This is a genomic window from Sphingobacterium sp. Lzh-3 (assembly GCF_046764375.1).
In the GTDB taxonomy this organism is placed as follows: domain Bacteria; phylum Bacteroidota; class Bacteroidia; order Sphingobacteriales; family Sphingobacteriaceae; genus Sphingobacterium.
The window spans coordinates 2,026,173-2,052,711 of record NZ_CP177226.1; the positions used below are offsets into that span (position 1 = coordinate 2,026,173).

Annotated in this window: 20 protein-coding genes and 1 tRNA gene; 9 read left to right on the top strand and 12 right to left on the bottom strand. The window is 38.3% G+C overall.

Annotation, left to right across the window (positions count from 1 at the left end):
- Positions 1-20 precede the first annotated feature (20 nt).
- Positions 21-2,213 (bottom strand): FUSC family membrane protein, encoded by a 2,193-nt coding sequence (locus tag ACLCDV_RS08325; protein ID WP_411973415.1) that lies wholly within the window; start codon positions 2,211-2,213, stop codon positions 21-23.
- Positions 2,214-2,601: 388 nt separating this feature from the next.
- Between ACLCDV_RS08325 and ACLCDV_RS08330 the strand changes: the two genes are divergently transcribed.
- Both ACLCDV_RS08330 and ACLCDV_RS08335 read left to right on the top strand, forming a co-directional pair.
- Positions 2,602-5,178 (top strand): phosphoenolpyruvate carboxylase, encoded by a 2,577-nt coding sequence (locus tag ACLCDV_RS08330; protein WP_411973416.1) that lies wholly within the window; start codon positions 2,602-2,604, stop codon positions 5,176-5,178.
- Between the two features lie 75 nt (positions 5,179-5,253).
- Complete coding sequence (locus tag ACLCDV_RS08335; protein WP_070570475.1) at positions 5,254-5,796, top strand: hypothetical protein; 543 nt, start codon at positions 5,254-5,256, stop codon at positions 5,794-5,796.
- Between the two features lie 54 nt (positions 5,797-5,850).
- Here ACLCDV_RS08335 and ACLCDV_RS08340 read toward each other — a convergent pair whose 3' ends face one another.
- Positions 5,851-6,000, bottom strand: coding sequence for a hypothetical protein (locus ACLCDV_RS08340; protein ID WP_317667686.1), 150 nt, complete (start codon positions 5,998-6,000; stop codon positions 5,851-5,853).
- 161 nt (positions 6,001-6,161) lie between these two features.
- Between ACLCDV_RS08340 and ACLCDV_RS08345 the strand changes: the two genes are divergently transcribed.
- On the top strand, positions 6,162-7,040 hold the full coding sequence (locus ACLCDV_RS08345) for an exopolyphosphatase (RefSeq protein ID WP_075991755.1): 879 nt from the start codon (positions 6,162-6,164) through the stop codon (positions 7,038-7,040).
- A 74-nt stretch (positions 7,041-7,114) separates the two neighbouring features.
- Positions 7,115-7,198 (top strand) — tRNA-Leu (locus ACLCDV_RS08350).
- Positions 7,199-8,958: 1,760 nt separating this feature from the next.
- Here the strand turns inward: ACLCDV_RS08350 and ACLCDV_RS08355 are convergent.
- Positions 8,959-9,084, bottom strand: a complete 126-nt coding sequence (locus ACLCDV_RS08355) for a hypothetical protein (RefSeq protein WP_317667685.1) — start codon at positions 9,082-9,084, stop codon at positions 8,959-8,961.
- Between the two features lie 218 nt (positions 9,085-9,302).
- Here ACLCDV_RS08355 and ACLCDV_RS08360 point away from each other — a divergent pair, with 218 nt between their 5' ends.
- Together ACLCDV_RS08360 and ACLCDV_RS08365 are read left to right on the top strand one after the other, a co-directional pair.
- The gene (locus tag ACLCDV_RS08360; protein ID WP_317667684.1) at positions 9,303-9,617 is read left to right on the top strand and encodes a hypothetical protein; all 315 of its coding nucleotides are present in this window, start codon (positions 9,303-9,305) and stop codon (positions 9,615-9,617) included.
- Between the two features lie 392 nt (positions 9,618-10,009).
- Positions 10,010-11,038: a hypothetical protein gene (locus ACLCDV_RS08365; RefSeq protein ID WP_411973417.1), complete on the top strand. Its 1,029-nt coding sequence runs from the start codon at positions 10,010-10,012 to the stop codon at positions 11,036-11,038.
- Between the two features lie 155 nt (positions 11,039-11,193).
- Here the strand turns inward: ACLCDV_RS08365 and ACLCDV_RS08370 are convergent, their stop codons facing one another.
- Together ACLCDV_RS08370 and ACLCDV_RS08375 are read right to left on the bottom strand one after the other, a co-directional pair.
- Positions 11,194-11,655: an SRPBCC domain-containing protein gene (locus ACLCDV_RS08370; protein WP_317667682.1), complete on the bottom strand. Its 462-nt coding sequence runs from the start codon at positions 11,653-11,655 to the stop codon at positions 11,194-11,196.
- 4 nt (positions 11,656-11,659) lie between these two features.
- On the bottom strand, positions 11,660-12,328 hold the full coding sequence (locus tag ACLCDV_RS08375) for a DinB family protein (protein WP_317667681.1): 669 nt from the start codon (positions 12,326-12,328) through the stop codon (positions 11,660-11,662).
- A 269-nt stretch (positions 12,329-12,597) separates the two neighbouring features.
- Here ACLCDV_RS08375 and ACLCDV_RS08380 point away from each other — a divergent pair, with 269 nt between their 5' ends.
- Positions 12,598-14,583: a glycoside hydrolase family 97 catalytic domain-containing protein gene (locus ACLCDV_RS08380; RefSeq protein ID WP_411973418.1), complete on the top strand. Its 1,986-nt coding sequence runs from the start codon at positions 12,598-12,600 to the stop codon at positions 14,581-14,583.
- A gap of 231 nt (positions 14,584-14,814) precedes the next feature.
- Here the strand turns inward: ACLCDV_RS08380 and ACLCDV_RS08385 are convergent, their stop codons facing one another.
- Entirely contained in the window at positions 14,815-17,178 is a 2,364-nt protein-coding gene (locus ACLCDV_RS08385) for a beta-L-arabinofuranosidase domain-containing protein (RefSeq protein WP_411973419.1), read from the bottom strand.
- Between the two features lie 285 nt (positions 17,179-17,463).
- Between ACLCDV_RS08385 and ACLCDV_RS08390 the strand changes: the two genes are divergently transcribed.
- Both ACLCDV_RS08390 and ACLCDV_RS08395 read left to right on the top strand, forming a co-directional pair.
- The gene (locus ACLCDV_RS08390; protein WP_411973420.1) at positions 17,464-18,054 is read left to right on the top strand and encodes a TIGR00730 family Rossman fold protein; all 591 of its coding nucleotides are present in this window, start codon (positions 17,464-17,466) and stop codon (positions 18,052-18,054) included.
- A gap of 117 nt (positions 18,055-18,171) precedes the next feature.
- Positions 18,172-18,510 carry a hypothetical protein gene (locus ACLCDV_RS08395; RefSeq protein WP_411973421.1) on the top strand — a complete coding sequence of 113 codons (339 nt, stop codon included), beginning with the start codon at positions 18,172-18,174 and terminating at the stop codon, positions 18,508-18,510.
- Positions 18,511-18,945: 435 nt separating this feature from the next.
- On the opposite strand, the gene ACLCDV_RS08400 is transcribed toward ACLCDV_RS08395, so the two are convergent.
- The 6 genes from ACLCDV_RS08400 to bamA all read right to left on the bottom strand — a co-directional run bounded on the left by ACLCDV_RS08400 (position 18,946) and on the right by bamA (position 26,494).
- Positions 18,946-19,740, bottom strand: coding sequence for a (Fe-S)-binding protein (locus ACLCDV_RS08400; RefSeq protein ID WP_411973933.1), 795 nt, complete (start codon positions 19,738-19,740; stop codon positions 18,946-18,948).
- A gap of 7 nt (positions 19,741-19,747) precedes the next feature.
- The gene (locus ACLCDV_RS08405) at positions 19,748-21,046 is read right to left on the bottom strand and encodes a 4Fe-4S dicluster domain-containing protein (RefSeq protein ID WP_411973422.1); all 1,299 of its coding nucleotides are present in this window, start codon (positions 21,044-21,046) and stop codon (positions 19,748-19,750) included.
- Between the two features lie 215 nt (positions 21,047-21,261).
- Positions 21,262-21,936 (bottom strand): TetR/AcrR family transcriptional regulator, encoded by a 675-nt coding sequence (locus tag ACLCDV_RS08410; protein WP_070569195.1) that lies wholly within the window; start codon positions 21,934-21,936, stop codon positions 21,262-21,264.
- Between the two features lie 361 nt (positions 21,937-22,297).
- A complete protein-coding gene (locus ACLCDV_RS08415) occupies positions 22,298-22,864 on the bottom strand; it encodes an OmpH family outer membrane protein (RefSeq protein WP_317667675.1) in 567 nt (188 codons plus the stop codon).
- A 103-nt stretch (positions 22,865-22,967) separates the two neighbouring features.
- Positions 22,968-23,501 carry an OmpH family outer membrane protein gene (locus ACLCDV_RS08420; RefSeq protein WP_317667674.1) on the bottom strand — a complete coding sequence of 178 codons (534 nt, stop codon included), beginning with the start codon at positions 23,499-23,501 and terminating at the stop codon, positions 22,968-22,970.
- Positions 23,502-23,929: 428 nt separating this feature from the next.
- Positions 23,930-26,494 (bottom strand): outer membrane protein assembly factor BamA, encoded by a 2,565-nt coding sequence (gene bamA / locus ACLCDV_RS08425; protein WP_317667673.1) that lies wholly within the window; start codon positions 26,492-26,494, stop codon positions 23,930-23,932.
- Positions 26,495-26,539: the final 45 nt, after the last annotated feature.

Sequence of the window (26,539 nt, forward strand, 5' to 3'; positions counted from 1 at the left end):
CGAGAATTTTAAAGAATAAATCAGCTTACAGCTTTTTGCAGTTCATTTTCTGACATTGCTGTGCTTTTAGCGTGTAGATCTTGAACTATTTTATGGAGGTCCTGTGCAATTTTACTCAGAAAGTCCAACTGTTCGGTCAATAGTTGTCCATCGACTGAACTGATATCTGTATTATCAAATTGATCGTTGGGGATTTCGATTGTTAAAGGAACAAACGCGTTTACGCTGTCCTCGGAATGTAGGAGCTGAATGGATTGCTCCAGGGAGCTCAATGTTTTTCGGATTGCCCTTACGTGGTCCTTATTAATATAATTGTTGTCCATTTCGTCGAGATGGTTCATCAATGTCACCGAAAAGGAGGCTAGAATATGGTTGAATATGACGAATTTATTGACTTCCTTACTATATTTTTGACGCTTTTTGGGTTCAGTAAGCATACGCTGGAATGTGGAGCCCATATTGGCTGTCTCAACATAGACAGCTTTGCGAGTCAATTTGTAATCCGTGATAGAAGGTGCTTGACCTGCAATTTCTTTTAATGCCTGAAAGATATAATTATAGTTGGCGATGAGCAGTTTTCGCATGGATTCCTTGACTTGCATGCTTTCCCAGTTAGGAAAAATTATATAACTGGATAGGAAAGCGATCATGCCGCCGATAAAGGTGTCCAGTATGCGCTCTTTTGTGACATCCAGCGTATTGGCGCTAACAAAGCTCAGCATAATTAATACATACGGTGTCATAAAAAGTACTGCAATAACATAATTGACACGGAATAAGCTATATGCTGTCAAAAAAAAGAATACCAAAAGAACGAATAGTATGGTTGGGTCATGGATGGTTAAAAGAATAAGAGCACCTATAAGTCCACCTATCGTTGTGCCGATGAGGCGCTGGATGTTTCGTTCTTTTGTGAGTCCAAAGCCAGGTTTTAAGATGACCATAATGGTCAGCAGGATCCAGTATACATTGTTTGTGATATTGGTGACCTCGAAGACATAATAAGTAACCGACATGACAATCGCCATACGGCAGGCATGGCGAAATATGGTGGATTTTAGGGTAAGATTTTCCCGAAACTTTTTAAAATCAATTGCAGAGCTTTGAACAAAGCGTTTCGCGTCGTCAATTTCTTTTCGTTTGACATCATCAGGTTGTAGATGCGAGTAGCCATAGATATTTTTGATCCGACGAACCAGATCACGTAAATTGATCAATACCTTTCTTAAAGCAAAAGTGCTATATTGCTGGTTTTTGTCCAGCTGATCAATTTTGGCATGAAGGCGGCTGAGATCTGAATCGAAATCGTATAATGGTTTTGGCTGTGTATTTGTATTGAGTTGATATGCTAAATTATCCAGCTCATTGGTGTATTTTAAGATTACATTTTTGAAATCTTCTAAGATGCCAGTGGGACCAAAGCGCTCACTGATGGTGTTATAATCGTAGTGAGCCGCCATACTTTGCTCAAAGAGATCGACAATATCATTGAAAACAAGGGTTAAGTAACGGCCTACCTTTGTGGTATCTTTTATCGATCGTTTACTTTGAAACAATACATCCCGTAGGTTTTCCTGATGCTGATTGACTTCAACCTGTTTATCGATTAATTTAAGGTAGTTCTTGTCATTATCAATTTTAGCATCATAGAAATTAGCTTTAAGTCTAATATAATCAGCAACATAACGAATTGTTTCAGATAGCTCCTGTTCGGCCAAACGGTAGGGGCGTACCTGGGTGATAGAGAGACTAATGGCGATATACCATAGCCCCCCTAAAGTATAGAAACCTAAATAGTTGATGGCTTCAGTAAAGGGGGAGTGAATCTGCACATGGATCAACATCATCAGAATGCACATGAGACCGACATTGGCAGCCCTACCATTAAATACAGCAAACATCGCGAATATAAAGCATGCTGCGCCGATAAATATTGCTAATAGATAAACATTTTGATTGACGATATTAGTCAGAATAAAAGTTAAAGTAGTCAATATGGCTCCCGCAATCATTCCTTTTCTCCTATGGCTAGGCGCTCCGGGTGTATCCGATAGGCCCACCAGAAGGGCTCCCAAAGAAACAATCGTTCCATTGGTAAATTGTCCGATGGTTGCAAAGATTAGGACAGGCACGATACATCCGATGGTAATCCGGAGTCCATCTGCAAAATATTGGCTATAGAAAAAACTTTTTATTTCTTGTGTCTGTTTCATAATGTGTATAGTACAAACTTAGATAAATTGCTTTTCATATTAAAAACAATTGTTCTTCAATGTTTACTCTTTTCGGCGCTGATGATGGCAGGTTCATTTGTTGGATATTATCCCACAAAAGACGATCTTTTTGCATGGGGGCTGAATGAGCGAAGGGTAAAGATCTAATTCTGTTCCCATACGACGCAGTACTAATGTGTTAAAAATGAAAAATTACTAAATTCTGTTAGTATGTTTATAATATTTTAATAGTTTTTTTGATTAATTTATATTTTTTTATTTGTTTAAATATAATATTGTTATATTTGGCTCCGTAGGGTAATTTCAGAGACATTACAGAATATCAAGAGTCACCTAAACTCTCTTGACCACTTTCAAAGATTTAAATATGAAGCAAAGTAAAAATGAAGCCGTCTTTCAGGACGAGGTATTGACACGCTTTGAGCTTTTCAAAAGTTTGTTTTTAACATTGCCATTTCAGCGTGTTAAAGATACCGGTACTTTATTGCCATTTTTTGCAAAGCAATGTGAAAAGGGTGTGGATCAGCATTTAACTCCTGATGAAATCATAAAGAGTTTCTTCGATCAACATGAGGAATTTTCTTCGGAAGAACAACGTATCGATTTGTTGTTTCGATTTGTTCAATATATAGAGCGCCAGGTTGTTTTATTTGATGCGATCGAAGATTCGTCATTTCAGATGGTGGGTCGCGGCGACGATGAAAACGTCTTGGGGGCATTAATTAAAAATGCCGAAGGTAGCGACGATATGCGTCGTAAGATTGTGTCAAAATTGAAGGATTTTTCTGTACGTCTTGTATTGACTGCACATCCTACTCAATTTTATCCGGGACCGGTATTAGGGATTATCAATGATCTTATTGATGCAATCAAGACCAATGATATTCATAGTATCCATCTACTGTTACAGCAATTGGGTAAAACACCTTTCATCAATAAAAATAAACCTACTCCAGTTGATGAAGCTGCAAGCTTAGCTTGGTTTTTGGAAAATGTGTTTTATAAGGTGGCATCGGAAATTCAGTCCTTCATTGACGATGAATTGGATGTCGATACCGAAGAGGTCAAACAATTGATTGAGCTTGGCTTCTGGCCGGGGGGTGACCGAGACGGTAATCCTAACGTAAGTGTTGATAGCACCAAGAAAGTTGCCGCATTGTTACGTACTATCTTGTTTAGATGTTATTATAGAGATTTCCGTATTGTTAGACGACGTATCACATTTCGAGGAGTGGAGGAGTATATGGAAAATCTGCAAACATTGTTCTACGACAACAGTTTTAATCCAGTCGAACATCCAGCGGATGAAACCGATAATATTATCACCAATCTCAAAGCAATCAAAAATGTTCTGGAGGAATATCACAATGGACTTTTTGTAGAGATCGTTGATGATCTACTCCGTAAAGTGATGACTTTTGGTTGTTTCTTTACCACATTGGATATCAGACAAGACAGCCGCATTTTACGTGAGGCTACCAATTATCTGATTCAACACAACCAGGAAAAGACTGGAATGCCATTGGATTATCTGGCGCTTGGTGAAAATGATAAGCAAAAAGCATTAAAATTCAAAGAGCTTGACCTAACGGTGGGAGAGGATGCAGATCCATTGACGAAGGATACATCCGGCGTAATAAAATTATTAAAGGAGATTCAACGCTCGGGTTCTGAGCGAGCTGCACAACGCTTTATCATCAGTAATTGCCAGCAAGCAAGTGATATTTTGGGACTGCGTCAATTATTTTTATGGTCTGGATGGAAGAAGGATGCTTTAACGATCGATTTTGTGCCCTTGTTTGAGACTGTCGACGATTTGACGAGAGCAGCGGACGTGATGAAAACCTTGTACAGTAATAAGGAGTACAAGGCACATTTGAAACGAAGAGGAAACAAACAGACGATTATGTTGGGTTATTCAGATAGTACCAAAGACGGTGGGTACCTGATGGCGAACTGGTCGATCTATCGCGCGAAAATCGAACTTACGGCGATATCACGCGAATACGATGTTGATCTGGTATTTTTTGATGGCCGCGGCGGACCTCCGGCACGTGGTGGCGGTAAAACGCAACGTTTTTACGCATCCATGGGTAAAGAGATCGCCAACGATCATATTCAGTTGACGATTCAGGGACAAACAATCAGTAGTCAGTATGGTTCCCTAGATACGGCGCGATTTAATATTGAGCAACTTTTGCACGCCGGCATTATTTCAGATTTGAAACAACGTGTGGGCGATACTTTAACCAAGCATCAACAGGAGATCATTGATAAACTGGCGGAGTTGAGTCATCATAAGTTTATGGATCTACGAACCAATGAATTGTTTTTACCTTATTTGGAGACAATGTCGCCATTGAAGGCATTGTCGTCAATCAATATTTCAAGTAGGCCTGTTAAACGTAATTCAGGCCGTGAATTGCGATTGGAAGATTTGCGGGCGATTAGTTTTGTAACCTCATGGAGCCAGCTGAAACAAAATATCCCTGGGTTTTATGGTGTTGGAACAGCATTGCAATGGGCTGAAAAAAATAACCTGTGGAAGGATGTACAGCAATTATATGTTTCATCTGGATTTTTCCAGACATTGATCGACAACTGTATGATGTCGATGACAAAGTCAAACTTTGATATTACAGCATATATGAAAGATGATCCTATTTATGGTGATTTTTGGAAAACGTTGTATGCCGAGTACCAAATAACAAAAGAATATTTGTTAAAATTGAGCGGAACCTCAAAATTGATGGAGAATTATCCGGTGGATCGTGAATCGATTTTAGCGCGGGAGGGAATTGTATTACCGTTATTGGTTATACAACATTTTGCGATTCGTGCATTGAATTCGGATCAGCTGACTGATGCACAACGTGAAGATTATTCGAAGTTAATCGCGCGTACAATCTTTGGCGTGGTGAATGCCGGAAGAAATGTTGCGTAATTTTTCTTTCTTTTCACGGATAGGGTTTCGGAGAACATATATTTTATCTACTTTTGTATAGTTAACAAAATTGATATGAAGATTAATAAGTTATTTATTGTTGCGGCTTGTGCGGGTACATTATTTGCATCTTGTGGTCAAACAGCTGCAGATAGACAGCGTCAATACTCTAATGCATCCTTGGCGGATGGTGATGCCTTTGCAATGATTAAATTCGTTGGCGAAAATGGAAACTACTTGGTAAACCTTGCCGATGTAGCTGCAAAACAGTCTACTTCAGCGGAGGTGAAAAATGTAGCTGCAAAGATTAAAGAAGCTTACGCAACAGTATTGCCAGAATTGGACAATTTAGCGAAAGAATTACATGTTGGCGATGCACAACGTGGTGTGCCTGCATTTCAAGTTCCTGCCTCAATTGGTTCGGACAGTACAGCTGCATTCAACGATAAAGCATTTTTAGCACTTGTAGTTGAAAAACAAGGTGAGATCAATACAAGATTGTCTCATGAAGAACACAATACAAACAAAGACGTTATTCATCTTTCGGAAGAGTCTTTGAAAAAAGTGGAAGAGATCTATAAATTAGCTGGTGGTAAAGTTGAAGAACACCATCATTAAGAAATAAGGTAAATAGAAGGAAAGGAGTATTCATTAAAATGAATATTCCTTTTTTTATGAGTTTTTTGCTGGCAATAATGGATTTTCTGTATGGATTTGTTCCAGGTACTGCGTTTCGACAGGATATGCTATCTGATCCTGAGTCAGTTGATTGTCAGCGAGATAATTTTGTCGGGAAATGAGGTCATATTTTTGATCAAACATGAATTTTAGTTGTTGTAAGACAATATTAGGTATTGTGTTGGCAAGAATTCCCTGTAATAATCGTTTGTTATTTGTTAAATTAATGATAACTTAACATTTGTATAACATAGTTTTTAATAACTGTGTTTATTTTAGCGTAATTTAATGAAATCGTATATAAAGTGAGATACGCCGCAATAGATATAGGCTCCAATGCAGTCCGTCTTTTGATAGCTGACATTATAGGACAGAAAGATCAATATAATTTTAAGAAAAATACACTGTTACGTGTTCCACTCCGTTTGGGAGATGATGCATTTATTCATCAGGAAATTTCACCAAGAAAAGCCGAGAGTTTGATCAAAACAATGAAGGCTTTTCGGGAGTTGATGGATGTTTATCACGTGGAGGACTATATGGCCTGTGCGACTTCGGCCATGCGTGATGCGCGAAATGGGGCCGACATTGTTGCGGAAGTCAAGAAAAATGGTATAAACATCGATATTATCGAAGGGGCAAAAGAGGCTGAGATTATTTATAATAGTCATTGGGATAATAAGATGGAGAAAGATAAAGTTTATCTTTACATTGATGTTGGTGGTGGTAGTACGGAATTGTCGTTATTCGCCAATGGTGTTTTGGTAAACTCTAGATCTTTCAACTTAGGGACGATCCGTATTTTGGACAATCAGGATAAGACAGAAACCTGGGATGAATTGAAAGAATGGGTGCGAAGCAATACCCACATGTATAAGCAAGTGGTTGGGATCGGTACTGGCGGAAATATTAATAAGCTTGCGCGTCTTTCCAATGAAAAATTGGATAAACCATTATCTTATGCCAAATTGAAAGCGGTATATGAGCATTTATCTTCCTTTTCTTTGAAAGAGCGTATTATTTTATTGGGTTTGAACGAAGATCGTGCGGATGTAATTATACCAGCAAGTGAGATTTTCCTGACGATTATGAAGCACGGCCGCCTAAAACAAATCATTGTTCCACGGGTTGGACTTGTCGACGGTGTAATTAGAACCTTGATCAATAGGAATTTAGTAAAATAATGCTGTAAAAAGCGATTTTCGACTTGTAAAAGAGCGAAAAATCTTTATTTTTGTGATACCAAAGGTGAATATGAGCCCAGGTGGCGAAATTGGTAGACGCACCATCTTGAGGGGGTGGCGCTCGCATGGGCGTGGCAGTTCGAATCTGCTCCTGGGCACTTAAGGAGACACTAGTTAATAGTTGTCTCCTTTTTTTATGAACAAAAATATATATCACATCCAAGGCATATGATAAATTTGATAATAATAAAGCCTTATTGGTTTATTTGGATAAAAATTATTCAAAATATTTCCTTGCTCTTCACGTTGGTGTTATTAGGAGGCTCGGCAATCGTATCCTTTGTTAATAATGTTACAACTATTAACATTGATTTCAATCCCCTGATGTATTTTCTGTTTTTTCTTTTTGTTTTCCTTATTTCTTTTTTGCTGGATAGTTTAATAAAAAGGGAGTCCCTAATTCAGCTGGATTTAGATGATAATAATCAGGCGAACGATATCTATTTACAGGTAAATATATATAAAGGATATCCATCCTATTGGGGACATTTCATTAAGATGTCTCATCATAACTCAAAGAAAAAATATCTTTTTAGATATGATAGCGATTTTGTTAAAATTATACCAAGAAAACAGATAAAGTATACAAATTGGCGCCCTTTAATTTTAGAAAAAACTTCAAAAATATTAAAAGAATCTTTAAATCTATTTTAGGCTATAAATTGATCTTCATGAAAATTAAAACAATAGTATAAATTATCAGTAGTCTAACTGCATATTTAAAAACAGTATGACCGTGTTCAATAACCCAAGTATTATACTGCTCTTTTTTCGATTGCCTTACTGGCATTTTCCCTTTTGAATATAGGATTAACGTGATAATAACAATATAAAATAAAAAAGACATAAATATTTATTATAGTATTCTTCAATGGCATTTTTATGTAAACGAATAATATTTAATCCAGCTTGCCCTATTATCTTCCAATTTTGAGGGTTAGTGGTCAAATTTATTAAATTAGTTCTAGACAGACTAAAAACGCCTAATAGTTGCATTTTTTGTGACGCTTCGGGGCTAAAACCAAGTCCTAGTAACCTTAGTCCATTAGGAGGAGCGTCTTTCAAAATTCATTATCAGTCCAGGTTCCTATTAAAATTTATTGGAAGGCTGGTTAACCGACTCTCCCTATCAAATAAAAAATAAGCTCCTCAAGTTGAGATCCCTCTGTTGGTGCGGCATGGGCGCATGTTAGCAAATGAATCTATCAGCTCTTTTTGATTTCAGATTGTGTACGAACGATCTTATCAAATATAGGTTTATGAACAATAAAATCAACAAAATAATGGTTAAGGATGAAAAATCAATAAATGTCGAATTTTTATGCTTTAACCATGAAATCAGTTCTGGATCTTTTAGGCTGATACAATTATCCGTGGAAGCCTTCTTAACATTTTCATTAATAATTATTTGATGGTCTGCCTTTATTTCAACTGTTGTCTTACGCTGTCTTGCCGCGAAACTACCAATACCCTAGTATGATTAAATTAAATACTATCAAGTTCCCCCAGTACAATTTGTTCCGGAGCGATTCTTTTATTTTTATGAAGAACCAAAAGTGGTAAAAATAGCAGAAAATAATCCGCTTTTGGAAAATGTAGATCAATATCTGCAAGCCATTAAAAATATGAAGTACACTGCGTTCGTATGGCCTTTTGCCAGCGTTTAAGTCCGGAAAAAATAGGTTTATTTTTTCCGGACTATATCTTACATATAAAGTACAGATATAGCACTTTTTACGCAAACCTAGTGTAAGAAAATAGGTCAAGGAAAAATGTAGAAGAATAGTGCTATAAATCTGTTGAAAATTTCTACTTTCTGTATAGTTCTAGTATGGTTACCTAGTTAAGGCAGTGTAGTTTAGTAGATCAGGTCATAACTAATAGTTCTCGCTAATTTATGTTGGTTAGTCTTCTGAGCAACAAAACTCAAATCCCGGTCGTTTTGGATGTCTGCTAAGTCAATACCATGTCTCTTGTTTTTCATTGAAATTGGTTTGAAATCAGAGGGATCTAATTGTATAAGAAGCTGTTTCACATAAAATGTTTTTCGCGAATAATAAGCTAACAGCCACGGATAATGAGTGAAAGATTACGAATAATAAATAACCAAAAAATTAGTTAAATCTGTTTTTATTTTTACTTCCATAGGATGAAAACATACCGAAAAAGTATGCTATGATTTAACAAAAAAATCTAAAAACAATGAAAAAACTAATGATGAGCCTGATCGCGGTCGCTCTGCTATCTACTGCTGCTTCTGCAAAGACAACTGAAAAGGCACCGAAAGAAAATGTCAATGCTAAAACAACTACTTATCGTCTTCCCAAAACAAACACTTTCGTGAAGGTCACCGAAGAGATCAAAGAAAGCGAAGGTCAATTGACACATTGTATTTTTGTGTTGAGCTTTTACGATTATGATACCGCGCAATTGGTAGGCACGCATACTTCCGAGACCTATACAAATGGTGGTTGTGGATCGTTTTTCAAAGCGTGTAGAGCATTTTGGGGTGTTTAATATGGCGCGGATAACTGGTTGATTTGAGCTAGCTTTATGAATTCCGGTAGTTCTTCCGTATTATAAAGGAATAAATTTAAGCGGAGTATAAGCTCCGCTTTTTTATTTGTGTTGCATTACATTCTTGTCTTTTTTATCTCGCTGAAGCTACCTTTTTATAGGTCATAAAGCTCAATCTTTTGATTGTGTTCTGATTCCAAACGCTAATAGAAATGTATAGTGTGGAGTTTGAAAAGGTGATTTAAATTATAAAAATTTCCATAAGAGGTGTAATGTGTTGGATTGATGTAAAAAAACATTATCTTAGCTTATTGTATTTAATTTATCGGATAAAAAAGTGCGAATAGCCCTCTTTTTGATGATAACGAAATTTGAAACCGAAGAACTTTAATATGCACACTAGATATTTTTTACTTCTTCTTAGCTCACTGGTATGGCTAAGTTGTACAAAAGATCCCATCGAGCCAACGATAGAGCCCCCGGAAGTGGTCCCCACGGATACAACCAAAAATAAACCAACTGTTCCGCCAGATAAGTATGAAATTCGAAAAGTAGAGTTTCAGATGAATAAACTGTTCGCTGATGACTATATTGATGAAAAGGTTTTTCTGGGCGGACTTTGGAGCCTCAAAGATACCCTTGATGGTCCGCGGCTAGAAAGCCTGGAAGCAAAAGCAAAAAAAGTTAAATTTCATTTTTTATCTTATAACGATTTCTCCGTAGATATGGGTTTTTTTGAACCCAGCTATGCGAATGGCCTTGCTTATGCCAATAAGTTTGAAAAATCGAAACAGGCAAGCAGCATGAATTTCTCCTCCAGCACTTTTGAAGATTATGCCGAAATACAGGGATTTCTTGGTAATTCGAAGGATGTAAAGAAGGCCTTATCCCTTGTAAGACATGCCGATTCCACGACGATCAGTAAACCCAATAGTACCCTTCGGATAGGCAATCTCAATAGGCTAACTATTTATGTTGATCACACGGAATATTTTGACGCCTACCCCGAATCGGAGGTTGCGGTTTTGACCAAAGCCGGCTATTCTCCCTATGTACTTGCTTCGGTGACGTATGGTACTCATATGATTTTGATGGGAGAAACTGATTCAACACGGGCAAGGCTCAATACAGCCATAGACAAAATACTGGAAAAGAAAGCACTGGATGATATAGATACCAAAGTTCTGGATTGTAGTAATCTGCTGATCTACTATCGTGGTGGCGGAAAGAATAGTTTTATTCAGTATCCAAAAGGAGCCCAGGCCATTGGGACGGCACTCCGCGATATGCTTCTTTATGTGAGTCAGACGGAAAACATCTTTAATTATCCACTTACCTATGACTTCATGAGTCTCAAGGATTATAGTACGTTAAAGTATTACAATATTTTTGATATTCACTTCAAAAAGAAAGTAAACTAATACTAAAATATAAAAGACATATTTTAAGACAGTTGACTTTATGAAGTTTGCTTAAGTGGATAAAGCAAAAACATAAGAAAGGGGATTTTTAGATCCCCTTTTTTATTGAGTCAATATGTTTTTGAACAGTCTGAGGAGGCTTAATCATTAAGCCCCTAATTTAACTTATTAGTTTCACTCAAGTCTTTTAAAAGCTGCAAGGCCGCCGGCCAAGCTTCATTAAAATAATCGATGTACTCGTCGTTTGTATCGACATCTACTTGCAATTCAGTATGTCCACCGATGTCTGAAAAAGTATAGTTTTCTAACGCTCCTGCCCAATCTTCAACAGTTGGTCCGGATAAAATTTCCTGGCCCTTATCTAAGATGCCAAGGTGGCGAATAGATACATATGAATTTGGAATATATTCAGCAATCTCTGCTACCATCCCGCCTTTTTCACCATTTTCATTGACGCCGGTAAAATGAATTCTTTGTCCCTTTTCCCAAACGCCTTCGAAATCAGAACTCGGATTGAACGCACTGGTCCATTGTTTGTACGTTTCTTTATCGAGCATTGTTTTAAAAACTCGCGACACAGGAGCATCAATCTTAATTTGATAGGTCAATTTCTTCATCTTTCTATTGTTTTGGAAAATTGGGATCGGCTTTTATTTCAGCGATCTGTTTGGTATGACGTGCACAATGTGCAGCGATAAACATCAGGGCTTGATAACCATCAATAGGGCCGGTAGGGGAGTCGCTGACATGATTTCTAAGATCTTCTGCATCAGCTTTTTTGATATAATCAAGTACTGGCTGACGCGCGGCATTGAAATCAGCGAGTGCCGTTTTCACATTTTTATAAATTCCCTCCGGCTGGAGTTCCTTGGGTGCCTGATATTTGTGACTCCTGTCTGTGAGTGCATTCTTGAGATTGTCGTCGGTCATCTTGATCTCTTTCCGCCTTTCAGGTTGTGGATCTTGATCCAGACCTTTTTTTGCCATGTCAAATATCATTCTTTCTGAACGAATGATATGTTCAAGGCATTGACTGATAGACCATTTGTCAGGCGCTGGTTTAAATTGGAGCTGCGCTTCGCTTAACCCCGCAACCTGCTTTTCAAGGTCAGCAGTTGTTTGGTTAAAGTATTGTAATAGCGAGTCGGTTCCCACATAATTACGTTTTAAGCTCTGTTTTTTTAATATCAGCGCAATGTTTTGGTTCTTTTGCTCGAGCAATAATCGTGATTTAGCTGACGATGGAGCTAAGGAAGCCGTTGCTATACTTGCAATTGCTATCATGTTCATAATTAGATTCATAGTTTAATACGTGTTAAATTCGTAAAAATAAATGTCACTACTTCTTTACAATTATAACACATTTTTGTTTTCTATATCTTTCCATAAGGCAAGAAAAGGCGGGGAGGCTGCCTCCCTGATCAGAAGGCAATTATTCCTTAGATAGTGGTATCAATTGTTGGATAAGGGGCGTATTGTTTAATAAGTGTTTTTTATACATTTATTAAAATAAAACCTTATCTTTAACAGAAAAACTAACCTACTATTTGAATTAATCTATGTTAAATCACAATTATACGCGCTATTTTAGACGTTTACTATTAAAACCTTATGTTCTGGTATGTATCATGTCTTTATTGGGTACAATTGCTGTGGCGCAGCAGACATCGGTATCTAGTCCTGATGGAACTTTGACCGTTAATTTGGATCTGAAAAACGGCAATCTATTTTATGAGGTTGAACTGGAAGGGAAAACGATGCTGGAAGCTTCTCCGCTTGGGCTCCAAAGTAAGACGATAAATTTAAGTGATAATTTGCATCCAATAGCAGAAAAAAGAGCTGAAATTTTGACTAATTATAACGAATCAAAAATCAAGCGTAGTCAGGTAGCGTATAAAGCGAATGAATTGCGTTATTTGTTGGAGAATGCTTCAAAGCAACAGGTTGAGGTTACTTTCCGCGTTAGCAACAACAATATAGCCTTCCGATATTATGTGCCTCAGGCGGGCGAGCCGGCGAACTTTGCCTTAATAAAGGAGGAGAGTGGTTTTAAATTTCCACTCATTACAACAACATTTTTAACGGCCCAAGCTTCCCCGATGATAGGCTGGATGAAAACAAAGCCAAGTTATGAAGAGGAATATCAGGCAGATCAGGTCTTAGGGGTACCTTCGAAGTATGGTGTTGGATATACTTTTCCTGCGCTCTTTCGTGTTGGGGATCGTGGATGGGTACTTGTTTCGGAAACTGGTGTATCAAGTGCTTATTGTGCATCCAAGTTAAGCGAAGGTACCAAGGATGGTCTTTATAGTATTGCTTTCCCGGAAGAAGGGGAGAACAATGGCATTGGACGTGCCGCGCCCACAATGTCATTACCCGGTTATACACCTTGGCGCACACTGACTATCGGAAGCAGTCTAAAACCCATTGTGGAGACGACCATTCCTTTTGATGTTGTTGAGCCGCAATATCCGGCGTCGAAGAAATATGAATTCGGACGATCGACATGGAGCTGGTTAGAATGGCAAGATGGCAGTATTAATTTTGAAGACCAAAAGAAGTTTATTGATCTGTCAGCTTCAATGGGTTATGAATTTGTATTGATCGACAATTGGTGGGATACTAAGATCGGCCATGAAAAAATTGAACAATTGGTGGCTTATGGAAAGGAGCGGGGCGTAGGTATTTGCTTGTGGTACAATTCGAACGGATTCTGGAATGACGCACCACAAACACCAAAAAATAAAATGAATACTTCGATCGCACGTAAAGCCGAGATGCAATGGATGCAGGGTGTAGGCATTAAAGGAATCAAAGTTGATTTTTTTGGAGGTGATAAACAGGAAACACTTAAGCTTTACGAAGATATTCTTTCGGACGCAAATGATTATGGATTAACAGTTATATTTCATGGATGTACTTTACCGCGGGGTTGGGAGCGTATGTATCCGAATTTCGTGGGTAGCGAAGCTGTATTGGCCTCCGAAAACTTGATTTTCACACAACATGCAAATGATACGGAGGCCTTTAATGCGACTTTACATCCATTTATTCGCAATGCCGTGGCGGCAATGGATTTTGGTCCAGTTTTGCTGAACAAACGTCATAACCGTGAGAATAACGGTGGTACTATTCGCAAAACGACAGAAACATTTCAATTGGCAACAGCGATTTTATTTCAGACTCCAGTGCAAAATTTTGGATTGACACCCAATAATTTACAGGAAATGCCAACCCATGTGATTGATTTTATGAAACAGGTACCTACAACTTGGGACGAAACAATTTTTATTGATGGTTATCCTGGTAAATATGTCATACTTGCCCGGAGAAAGGGCGATACATGGTATGTAGCGGGTATAAATGCCGAGGGCAAAGAAAAGATTGTATCGGTGAATTTGCCCATGTTGAGTACGGATGCGGTCCAACTAATCGACGATAATATCGCCCGGGAATCAAAACAGAAACAAATTCGACTTTCCAAAACAAAGACCATCAAATTGACATTACAACCGGATGGCGCAGTTGTTTTAATCGGAAAATAAAACAACTGCGCTCTTCTGACTAACTGAATTGTTCTTGATTAATTCAGTTATCAAGACTAAGTGAATCACTTGTGACTAGTGGAAACTTTCTCAAAGCTTCCATTAGTCAGGACGAAGTGTTCGAACTTCTAGGATCTTGTGGCTTGTAGATCCTGCCCCAGTGTTGATCAATTGAATTACTCCAGGCGAAGGAAATGACTCCTGACTAATGGAGTTTACTTTATAGATCCATTAGTCAGGACGAAGAGTTCGGATTTCTAGGATCTTGTGGCTTGTAGATCCTGCCCCGGCCTTAATTTTTAGTTCTATTTTGGTTTTACCTGTACCATCACTGGGAAGCTGTATACGTATTGTTTTAATGGTTGACTTCTCATCCTTGTCTTCCAGTGTGCTGATGGTTTTACCATCGACCATAACCTCTGTTACCCTTGATGAGTTGTCTGCCAGCAATTTGATTGCTATCAGTTGGGTCTCTGGCGTTATTTTCATCACATAACTAAACCAGTCTTTTGTATCGCGCCAGTGTGTATCGCCGAATGCCCCAGCATTGCTATTTTGCTCGCGAAAAAAGTGATCTGATTCAGGCTGTTGCTCTCCAGCGACGACCTTATCGACTGTTTTGGCAGCTAGCGCTAAGCTTTCCGTTTCGTCGGCGCTCATTTTTTCCTGTAGCGCCTGTAATTCCTTTTCTGTTGCTTGAGGCCAATAAATCATATAACGGGAATCATGAATACCGAAAAAGGGTTCTAGTTCCATTTGAATACCTTTTTTTCCCAAATAAAGGTCTGAGAGCGTAAAGTGTAAGGGCTTTGATGCTATTGGTTTTACAAGTGCCGGAATATTGTTCGGCTCAGCTTTAAGAATTGGGAGATCACTTAAAGGGATTTGTTTTCCCGATGCAATGTGCCCCATTCGGCTGTCATCGGCTTGAAGTCCCAAAAGATCTTCCTGTCCAGTACGGGCACCCAAAACAAGAGGTCCATATAAAATACTATAATAATTGCTTTTATCAGGCAACTGCTCAGTATGTATCCCCATAGGCAATTCAAGACTGACGATATCACCCTTTCGCCATGTACGTTTGATTTGGATATGCTCATTTGTTGAACTGAAATTGTGGTAGGGCTTTCCATTGATCAATACATGGGGAGCTGCGGTCAGCCAGTTGGGTTTACGAATAAACAAGCTGAATGAAGTCGGTTTTTTTGGGTTGATTTGAATGCTTGTGTTAGCTTCTTTCGGAAAGCTCGTTTCTTGAATGACTTCGGTGTTTTTCGCTTTCCAATCCAAGCGTGAAGGAATAAACAAATTGACGAATAAGTCATTGTTGCGTTTTGCATAGATCATTTCACCATATTTGGCGTGGTTTTCCATCCCTGATCCAACGCAGCACCACATACTTGTCTGTGTTTGTGAATAAACGCGATAATGCCCCGGACGGATTTGTGTGAAATAAACTAATCCACCATGTTCGGGATGTTGTGTCGATAAGATGTGGTTATAAAGAGCACGTTCATAAAAATCGAGGTATTTTCCTTGCGGATCGGTTTGGTAGAGCATTTTTGTGAGCCGTAACATATTGTACGTATTGCAGGTTTCAGGTCCCTCAATGCTGTATAACATTTTTGAAAAATCGTCTGTTGGGTTAAAATGCTCACTCACACTATTTCCACCAATAGCAATCGAGCGATGTTCGACAACATTATCCCAAAAGTACCGAACAGCCTCAGCCCATTTTTCGTTGTGGGAAAGGTCGGCGATGCGTTTAAAACCGAGAACTTTTGGAATTTGTGTATTTGCGTGCAATCCTGTTAAATTGTCTTGATGTGCTAATAAGGGCTCAAGTATGGATTGATGACTGAATTTACGAGCCAGCTCGAGATAAGTCTGATTTTGGGTAATTGCAGCGACATCAGCAAATGTTTCGTTCAGTCCACCGTGTTCACTTCGTAACATCTCCTGTATTTGAGCTTCGGAAAGTTGACCAACCAACTTAAGCGCCCAATCAGTCATCTGAATAAGCATGTCTTTCGCAGATTCATTGCCTGTCAACAAGTAGGCATCTCGCAGGCCAGCATACGTTTTGTGTATATTATATAGCGGTACCCATTTTCCATTCAAGTTAAAGCTACCGGCGTTGATCCGGCCTTGTTGAATCTCTGTCCAAATAATTTTACCCCCAGGTACTCCGCCAATGTATCCATTTCCGTTTGCATCCTGACAACGTTTCAAGTTGCTGAGCATATAGTCTAGGCGTTCCTTGATGCGTAGGTCTCCGGTGGCGGCATACATATGAGCAAGCGCTGAGAGATAATGACCTCCGATATGACCATCTAATCCTGTATTTTCCCAATTGGTATATGAGTCTTTTTTAAGTGGTAAATTGGCTTCGCGTAAAAATGGAGCCAGCAATCGGTCCGGGTCCATTTCCAATAAATAATTGATGTCCAGATCTTCAGCATGTTTAAAAATACCAGGTAATAACCTTACCTCGCTTAAATCGAAATAATTTAATTGAGGAGTTGTTTGAGCAGATAGCGCTAGACTAAATAAGCTTAAGAGAGCACTGTGCAAAAATTTGTTTTTAAAGATCATATGGACTGAAATTATCATTTGTTATTAACAAGATCTGATGAGCTTGTCTGGTTAGCCGTTATGTATGAAAAAGATCGGTAAATCAAAGATATTAAATGTGTTATTTATTTTAAGTGTTTTTTTTACATTTATATTTATGAGAGAAAATAATGAATAGATTTAGATTTTATTTGTCTGATAATTAGCGTGTTGTTTTTTTTTGTGTTTAGGAGCATAAAACCTTGGCTGGCTGATAGGATAGCAATAAAAAAGAGTTGATCCGTTTATTTTTAGCTATACTTGTATATGAATAAAGTTAAAAGTATTGTTATTTTTTGTGCTTCCAGTTTAGGAAATTCGGCCGTGTATGAAGAGCAAGCCTCCTATGTGGGAAAGGTTTTGGCTGAATATGGTATCCGTTTGGTTTATGGTGGCGGAAGGGTTGGCCTAATGGGGGCTGTTGCGAATGGAGCTCTTGCACACGGAGGTGAAGTAATAGGTGTGATTCCCGATTTTTTGAATTCGAAAGAAAGAGAGCATAGGGGTGTAACCAAGCTGATTACTGTAGATACCATGCATGATCGTAAACGAATTATGAGCGATTACGCCGAAGGGGTTATTGCTCTGCCGGGCGGTTTTGGTACCTTGGAAGAACTTTTTGAAATGATTACATGGGCTCAATTGGGTTTACATAAAAAGCCAGTTGGCTTATTAAACATCAATGGATATTATAATCATCTAATTCAATTTATTGATCACATGGTCGAAGAGGGGCTACTTAAGCAGGAAAATCGAGCAATGTTATTGGTCGCTGATAGGATTGAAGAGCTGATCGAGAAGATGCAACAATATGAAGCACCACTGGTTCCAAAATGGATTGAGAAGAATGAAATTTAGGACTTCAGTAATTCTTATGCTATCTTAAACCCGCTCTTATTCCTGACTAATAGCATTCTTATCGCTCGCCCAGTTGTAGGAAATGATCATAATGCTTTTCTTACCCTTCAGAATCGATTGGAAGACAATTGGCTTTTGACTGCCAAGTTAGCCTATATCCGTAGTGGATATGATGGAAAGTTGTTTTGGGTAAATGCAGCGAATAAGAAAGATAAAGATATTCTTGATCGTCATCTGGTCTATGATTCAAACAGCTACGCGATTTTTTCTACCCAAGCCTATATGAACGGACTTAACGCCAAGTTTGGGGCTAAGCTATTCTGTGGATCCAAATATCTCATTCTATACTCTCCACGATCAAAGTTATCTTCCTCCAACAGGAACCGCGGTAGATGGCTCATCGTTAAAACCATTAAAAGGGATCAATTATGCTTATACACAAACAACGTGTTGTAGAAGTGATTTATCGACTTTACGGCAAGGAAAAGGCAGACAGAATTATAAATCTATTGTAATGAGCGATCGAATGACCACTTATGAAATAAAGAACGTGCTATCTATGCCGACTAGAAAGATGCTTTTAGGTTTGTTATATAGTTGAATGGGTAGAAATAAATATCATTTTTTTTTCAATAAATAATTTTTGAACAACATTTTGGAAGAAATGAACAACAATCAATTGAAGTAGAGGTGGTACCTTTGTTATGGCTAGATGTTAGAGTCGTTTGGTCAGCATAAATTCAACGCTGATCTTCGATTCGGGGGAATCCCCTATATTTTAACCGGCTTTGGGATTCCCTAATTTACACGTGGACAGGAGATATTCTTCTCCTTACACAAAAAGGCCCGATCGTATGATCGGGCCTCTTTTATGTCGTACAATAATGCTTTTTACAACTGATTTGCCCGAGCAGTGATTTCGGCAATATCGAGTACTTCTATCTCTGATTCTTTTTCCTTAATCTTCACGCCATCTTTTAACATCGTCATACAGAAAGGACATGCTGCAGCGACAACTTGAGGCTGTGCATCGATGACTTCTTCGATACGTTCGATGTTAATGTCTTTTGCTCCAGGCTCTGGTTCTTTGAACATTTGTCCGCCCCCAGCACCGCAGCAAAGTCCATTGCTCTTACAACGCTTCAGTTCGATCAACTGGGCATCCAAGCTTTCCAATACTTTTCTCGGTGCCTCATAGACCTCATTTGCACGACCAAGATAACAGGGATCATGATACGTTATCTTCTTTCCTTTGAATACGTTGTTATCCGCTGGTTTTAATTTTCCTTCATCGATCAGGTTTTGGATCAATTGTGTATGATGAATGACCTCATAGTTGCCACCTAGGGCTGGATACTCATTTTTCAATGTATTGAAACAGTGTGGACAAGCTGTTACTATTTTTTTGATTTCGTAGCCATTGAGTACTTCGATGTTCATCATGGCCTGCATTTGAAATAGGAATTCGTTTCCACTTCTTTTGGCAGGATCACCCGTACAACTTTCTTCTGTACCTAAGATGGCATATTTTAAACCGACATGTTGTAATATTCTGCAGATATCGCGCGTAATTTTCTGTGCACGTTCGTCAAAACTCCCTGCACAACCCACCCAAAATAGTATATCAGGAGTTTCTCCTTTGGCCAACAGTTCTGCAACTGTGGGAACTTTTAATTCATTTTCCATCATAAAACTATTGTTGTTGAGTCCAATTAGCGCGGTCCAATTGTGCATATTTCCATGGGGCGCCATTGTTCTCAATATTTCCAAACATATTGTTAATACTCGCAGGAGCTTGTGATTCTTCCATAACAGCAAAGCGGCGTAGCTCAATAATAATATCCAAAGGATTAATATTAACCGGGCATTGTTCTACACATGCATTACAGCTTGTGCAGGCCCACAACTCTTCTCGACTGATGTACGTGTCAATGAGAGATTTTCCGTCATCCTGAAAGCTTCCATTTGTTTTGATATTCGTACCGACTTCAGTGAGTCGATCCCGTGTATCCATCATGATTTTTCGTGGGGACAGCAGCTTTCCCGTTATATTTGCGGGGCAAGAGGATGTACAACGTCCACATTCAGTACAGGTATATGCATCCAATAGGCTCTTCCAGGTTAAATCCTGGACGTCTTTGGCTCCAAAGCGCGCATTCGCATCTGCTGCAGGTGGATTGAAACTCGGATCAAGCATTGCCTTTACCTCGTTGGTCACAGCCGGCATATTCGATAGTTTGCCTTTCGCGTTCAGATTAGAAAAATAAGTGTTCGGAAAAGCCAAAATAATATGAAGATGCTTAGAATAGGGGAGGTAGTTCAAGAAAGCAAGTACACCTAGGATATGAAACCACCAACAGGAACGCTCGATTAAAAATAAGGCCTCCGTCGAAGTTGGAAGGTATGGAAGAAGATAGTGGCTTACAGGAAAGGAACCTACCGATTTAAAATGTGCAAAGCCATAGAGTTGTAATTTAAGATCAGAAGCGTTCATCAGCAGGAAAGCTGACATTAAAAGAATCTCTGTGATTAAAATAATATTAGCATCCGTCTTTGGCCAATGTTTCAATTCTACACTATTTAATCGAGCTACTTTAGCAATATTTCTTCGAATTAAAAAGATAACACAGGATACCAGTACACCAAGAGCAAGCCATTCAAATGCACCAATCAAAAAATTATAAAAACTTCCTAGAAATGAAAAGATGCGATGTGTGCCAAAAAGCCCGTCTATGACAATTTCCAACATTTCAATGTTGATGATGACAAATCCGAGGTATACAAATAAATGCAGGACTGCGGGGAAAATTCGCTTGAACATTTTCTTTTGTCCAAAGGCGACGAGGAGCATCATTTTCCAACGCTCCGCAGGTTTGTCTGAACGATCTGCCGGCCTGCCCAGCTTGATATTCCGATATATCTGTTGTGCATTTTTGCTGAAAAGAAACAATGCTACAGCGAAACAAACCGCAAATATTAGTTGACCTATCATATGCTTGGATCTTGGTTATAAACAAATATACTATATTATTTTGTTATGCTAACATAGTAAAAATAAATTATAAATGAAGACCTAAGATGATAATTTATTGGAAATTTTTAACGGCACATATAGGCCGTAATAATGGCGAATAAAGGCTGTAATGAAAAACGTCCAAGAAGAAATTGTTTCTTTTTGGACGTTTTCTCTAGTTGTATCTGAGTAGACTACAGCTCAACATCAGAAAATGTCTGTTCTAATATTTTACGCATCGTTTTCTGAATCCGTTCTTTTCCCGCTTCGGTGTTTACATCAATACCGCAAAAGGTACTGCCCGTGGACTTTGCCTGAAGGCTCAAATAATAAATTGAACTGACTAGGATCGCCAACGTCGCTCTAAGGTCGTTTTCGGAGTTTTCGAATTTTGAATCGACATGTTTAAATAGTTCTTCGCCGAGCAATTCTCTTCTGTCGGCTATATTTTTAAGCGCTTTCGTCTTTTCGCCTAGGCCCCAATGAATGACTTTTTGCTTCGTTTTATCCTTCAAAAAGGTATTAAATTGAGATTTAAGCAATTCTTCTATCAAGGAGATACTGATGGAACCCGGATTTGTGATCATTTGCTCCAATACACCTTTGTCTCCGATTTGCCAAAAATCTTTTTGTGTCAGGTAAGCTTCTACCAGTTGATCGAGACCGCCAAAATAATTCCATATTAATGCTTTGTTCAGTCCACATTCCAAAGCAATATTAGGCCCATTCAATGCATGGTATCCTTTTTTCTGAATTACCTTTCCGACAGCAGCGATCATTCGCGCCTTGGTGCGTTCCTTGTCGCGAATAGGACCGGAAGTTACCTTTCTTTCTTTTTTAGGATTATCCTCAATAACTTTCTTTTTCATGCGAATAAAATCATTTTAACGACGAAGCGTTCTTAGGTACCTTATATTCGTCAGTTAATGAACAAATTTGGGACCATGAAGTTTTCATTAGGGTAGATATGTTTGTTTTCCGAACCAATATCTACAATTTAGCTGGTAAATGCAAGAAAATCAAGCAGCAGATTTTTATTTACACTATAATTTGACTGATTCGATAAGCTTTTGAGTTTACCTTATTCTTTTGGCTGTAGAACCGGAGCGTATTTGGTGCTGTCGGCGCTGTACGCTGATTGCGATTCACTTGCCATTGGGAAAATAGATAGGCAATAAAAAAGGGATTATCGCTATCGATAATCCCTTTTTTATTGCCTTGTATACTAGCTTATTTTCTTGCTGGAGCAGCAGGAGTAGCTGTAGCTGAAATACCTAATTTCGTTTTTACTGCAGCAGTTAAGTCTTCTCCACCTTGGAAATAAGGAATATTTGTGCTTGAAATATCAAATACATAAGCCATGCCTTTTTCTTTAGAAACAGCATTTACAGCTTCACCAACTTTTCTGTGTATAGGTGCAATTAATTCTTCTTCTTTTTTGTTTAAGTCTTCTTGAGCAGCTTGTTGTGCTGTTTGAATACGCGCTTGGATATCTTGTAATTCTTGACCTATTTTGTTGATTTCTGGATCAACAGTTTCTTTATTTGCTTCACTTCTGTTACGCAATTTATCGTTTGCATCTTTTTGTTTTGTTTGATAGATGGTAACCATATCTTGAATTTCTTTGGTTTTACCATCGCTCAATGTTTTCAACTGTCCTTCAGCTGCTTTAAATTCAGCTGTAGACTGAATAATTTCAGCAAAATTGATATGACCAATTTTTTGCTGCGCATTTGCGAATTGAGTTGAGAAAAATACTGCCACTAAAGCAACCGCACCCTTTAATAAATTTTTCATGCTTTTCATTTTAATCTAATGAGCCATCTTTATGGCAATCTTTTAGTTTTCTAATTAATTACTACTATTACTATTTGTGTCCACAATGATAATAAACTCCCGCTTAGTTTGCAAGACTCGGATTAGGTTTATATCCTAATTTTGTAATGACATCATTACTTTTATTCAATTTTGGATTGGCATAGAGAAAAGTTGACTCATTACCCTTGTCCATAATGAAATCAATTCCCTGTGCAGATGCAACGTCTTGGATTGCTTTTGCTACACGATCTTGGATTGGTTTCATTAATTGAGCGCGTCTTTTAAAAAGGTCACCCTCAAATCCAAACTTTTGTTTCTGATAATCTTTAACTTCTTTTTCCCTTGTCACGATTTCATCCTCACGACGACGACGCATATCTTCATTTAATAAAACCTGGTCCTTTTGATAAGCCTGATATAGCTTCTCGATCTCCGCATACTTCTGATCCACCTCTTCCTGCCATTGCTTAGACAAATCATCTAACTGTTTCTGCGCAGTCGTATATTCAGGAATATGTTTTAGGATATATTCTGAATCAGCATATGCAAGTTGTTGGGCAAATGTCGCTGTAGCACTAACGACTACAAAAGCTATAACTAACAATATTTTTTTCATATTTCCTGTGAGTTTTTATAGACTATACTTTTTATTATTTAACACTAATTTACCTTATGACTTCGGATAATCCCAAAAGTTTAATTCGAGAAAAGCGCTCTACGTAAATTTACGGCTCAAAAATAAGAAAAAAGAAGCAATCTAGCAGATATTTCTCCGGTTTAACACTATTTAACTTGTTGAAGAATGCTCCAATACAAGTTCGCCGAGTGTTGTCTATGGCTTTCTTTTTTCGTGATCATAATCGCACTCAATATAAGAAAATTTATAAGATATTTCGGGTGATTTCACATTTAATCCGCTCGGATGTAAATGAATGAAAATGGATAATTTACGGGTGGATAGTCTCAAAATAAAAAAAGCTATCTGCAATTTCTTGCGATAGCTTTTTTATACTTTTATGTCAAACTAGTAGGGGACAAGAAAAATTAGAATCCGCCCATATTTTGCATGATACTAAATGTAAAGTTTTGTTTCCATGTACTGCTTGGTAAACCTGGGATAGGGTCGAATGCATGTCCATAATCTATGCCTAGCATACCGAAGATAGGTAAGAAAATACGGGCACCAACACCGGCAGAACGACGTACTTTAAATGGATTGTATTCTGTGAACTTGTTCCAGGTATTTGCAGCTTCAGCGAAAGCCAATACATATACCGTCGCCTGATCATTTAACATTACCGGGTGACGTAGTTCCATTTGATATTTGGTGTAGATTGGACTACCTGAGTTTCGCGCCACATTCACATTTTGTGTTCCCTCAGGAATGATCACACCATTTGCATAACCACGTAATGCGACAATTTCAGATCCCTGTAAGTAATCAAACCCTTGCATACCATCCCCACCGACTTTGAAACGCTCGAACGTTGATATTTCAGTTTTGCTGGAGTATTTACCCAAGAAACCAAATTGAGCTTGTGCTTTGAACACAAGTTTACCAACAATTTTGGCATACCATTGCGAATCAAATTTCCATTTGTGGTATTCTGTCCAACGGTAGCGTTCCTGAGCCGAACCATTTTTATAATCAATGTTGTTGAACAATGAATATGGAGGCGTCAATTGCACCGAGAATTTGATGTTTGAACCCGAAGTAGGGTAGATCGGCGCATCGATCGAGTTACGGCTAAACTCCTGAGTCAAGTTGATGTTATAGGCTGTACCATTATCGAATAGGAAGTAATTTCCATAGTTCTGTAGCTTATAACGCTGGAATGATAAGGATGTATTTGCCTGGAACCAGTTGTCTGGCCATTGTAGGCGTTTACCTAAAGTTGCGGTAATACCGGTCATCCAGATACGATTCAACTCGGAATCCTTTACAATTTGCTCTCCGGTATAGTAATTAAATCCACCATACGATGAACTCGACGTATAAGCACTCAGACCAAAGTAAATTGGTTTTTTTCCGCCCAACCAAGGTTCTGAAAAGGAGAAGCTATAGGATTGATAGCGTTTACCCGAAGTTTGACCACGGACACTCAGTTTCTGTCCATCTCCACGTGGCAACGGTTTCCAGGAACTTTTGTCAAAGAAATTGCTGGTAGAGAAGTTGTTGAATGTTAAACCTAATGTACCGATGATCTGACCTGCTCCATAACCACCAGAAAGCTCTACCTGATCCGAAGGTTTTTCAGTGACATTATAAACAATGTCCACTGTACCATCCGCATAATTTAAATTTGTCGGTACAGGGTTTGTTTTTTGTTCATCAAAATTTCCCAACTGGGCAATTTCACGTACACTGCGCATAATTTGCTCTTTGGAGAATTTTTGACCTGGTTTTGTATAAATAGAACGTAATACAACACGGTCGTTGGTAACGTCATTACCTTTCACAATAACGTTGTTGATAGTATACTGAGCACCTTCGTAAACGCGTAAATTCAAATCAATGGTATCGTTATAAATACGCGTTTGTTCGGGGTCTACGGAGAAAGTAAGGTAACCATCGTTCATATAGATCGAGGAAATGTCATCACTATTTTTTGTAGGTCCCATTAATTTTGCTGTTAATTTCTCTTCCGAAAAAACATCGCCATGTTTGATACCTAAAATTTTATTCAGCAAAGTGTCAGAATATTTGGCATTACCTGTCCATACAATATTACCTACATAATATTTAGGTCCTTCATAGATGTCAAAGTTGACCAGTACATTTTTTTCACCCTCACGAATAACGGTATCTTTTAAGATCGTCGCATCACGATAACCTTTGGCAGCCATTTTTTTGATCAGGTTTTCTTTACCCTCTTTGTATTTTTCTTCCTTGAACTTTCCTGGGCCAAATATACGGTACCACATTTTTTGTTTGATTGGCTTGGCCATTTTTCTCAAATCTTTCTGAGAGAAATGCTCATTCCCTGTAAAAGTCATTTTTTTGACTCTTACCTTATGTTTTTTATCCACGTCGGCAATAAGTATTTCATTATTAGCCTGCGCCGAGTCTTTCACTGTTTTTAAGGTGATCTCCGGATATAAAAAAGCTTTTTCTTTTAAGAACCGTTGGATTGTAGCACGTGTGGTGTTCATCAAGTTTTCGTTGACAATCTTACCAGTGTTACTATTTAAACGTTTGCGAACTTCTTCGGTTTGACTTTTGCTTAAACCATTGATGTCAATACGAGTTAAACGAGGACGTTCTACTACACGGATGGTCAAAAATATATTTTCACCTTCAATTTTATCTGCCCATAATTCGACATCATCAAAGAGGCCTTGAGCCATCATATCCTTCACTACTTTTGCAGTCGCCTCACTTGGAACTTCCAAATATTGACCTACCGACAATTTAGAGATCGTAATTAATACATTTTTATCTAAAAATTGTGTTCCAGTTATATCAATAGCACTAATTACATAGTTTTTAGGATTGAGATAGCTGATTTTTTCTGGGTCATTTAAATTGAACGCACCTTTGTCCTGTCCGTAGACAAGCTGCATTGATGAGAGGCCAAAAAATAGTATTACGGGTAGTATACGCTTCATTTATCTATAATTATTGGCGCTAAAGTACACCAATCGTTTGTTAAT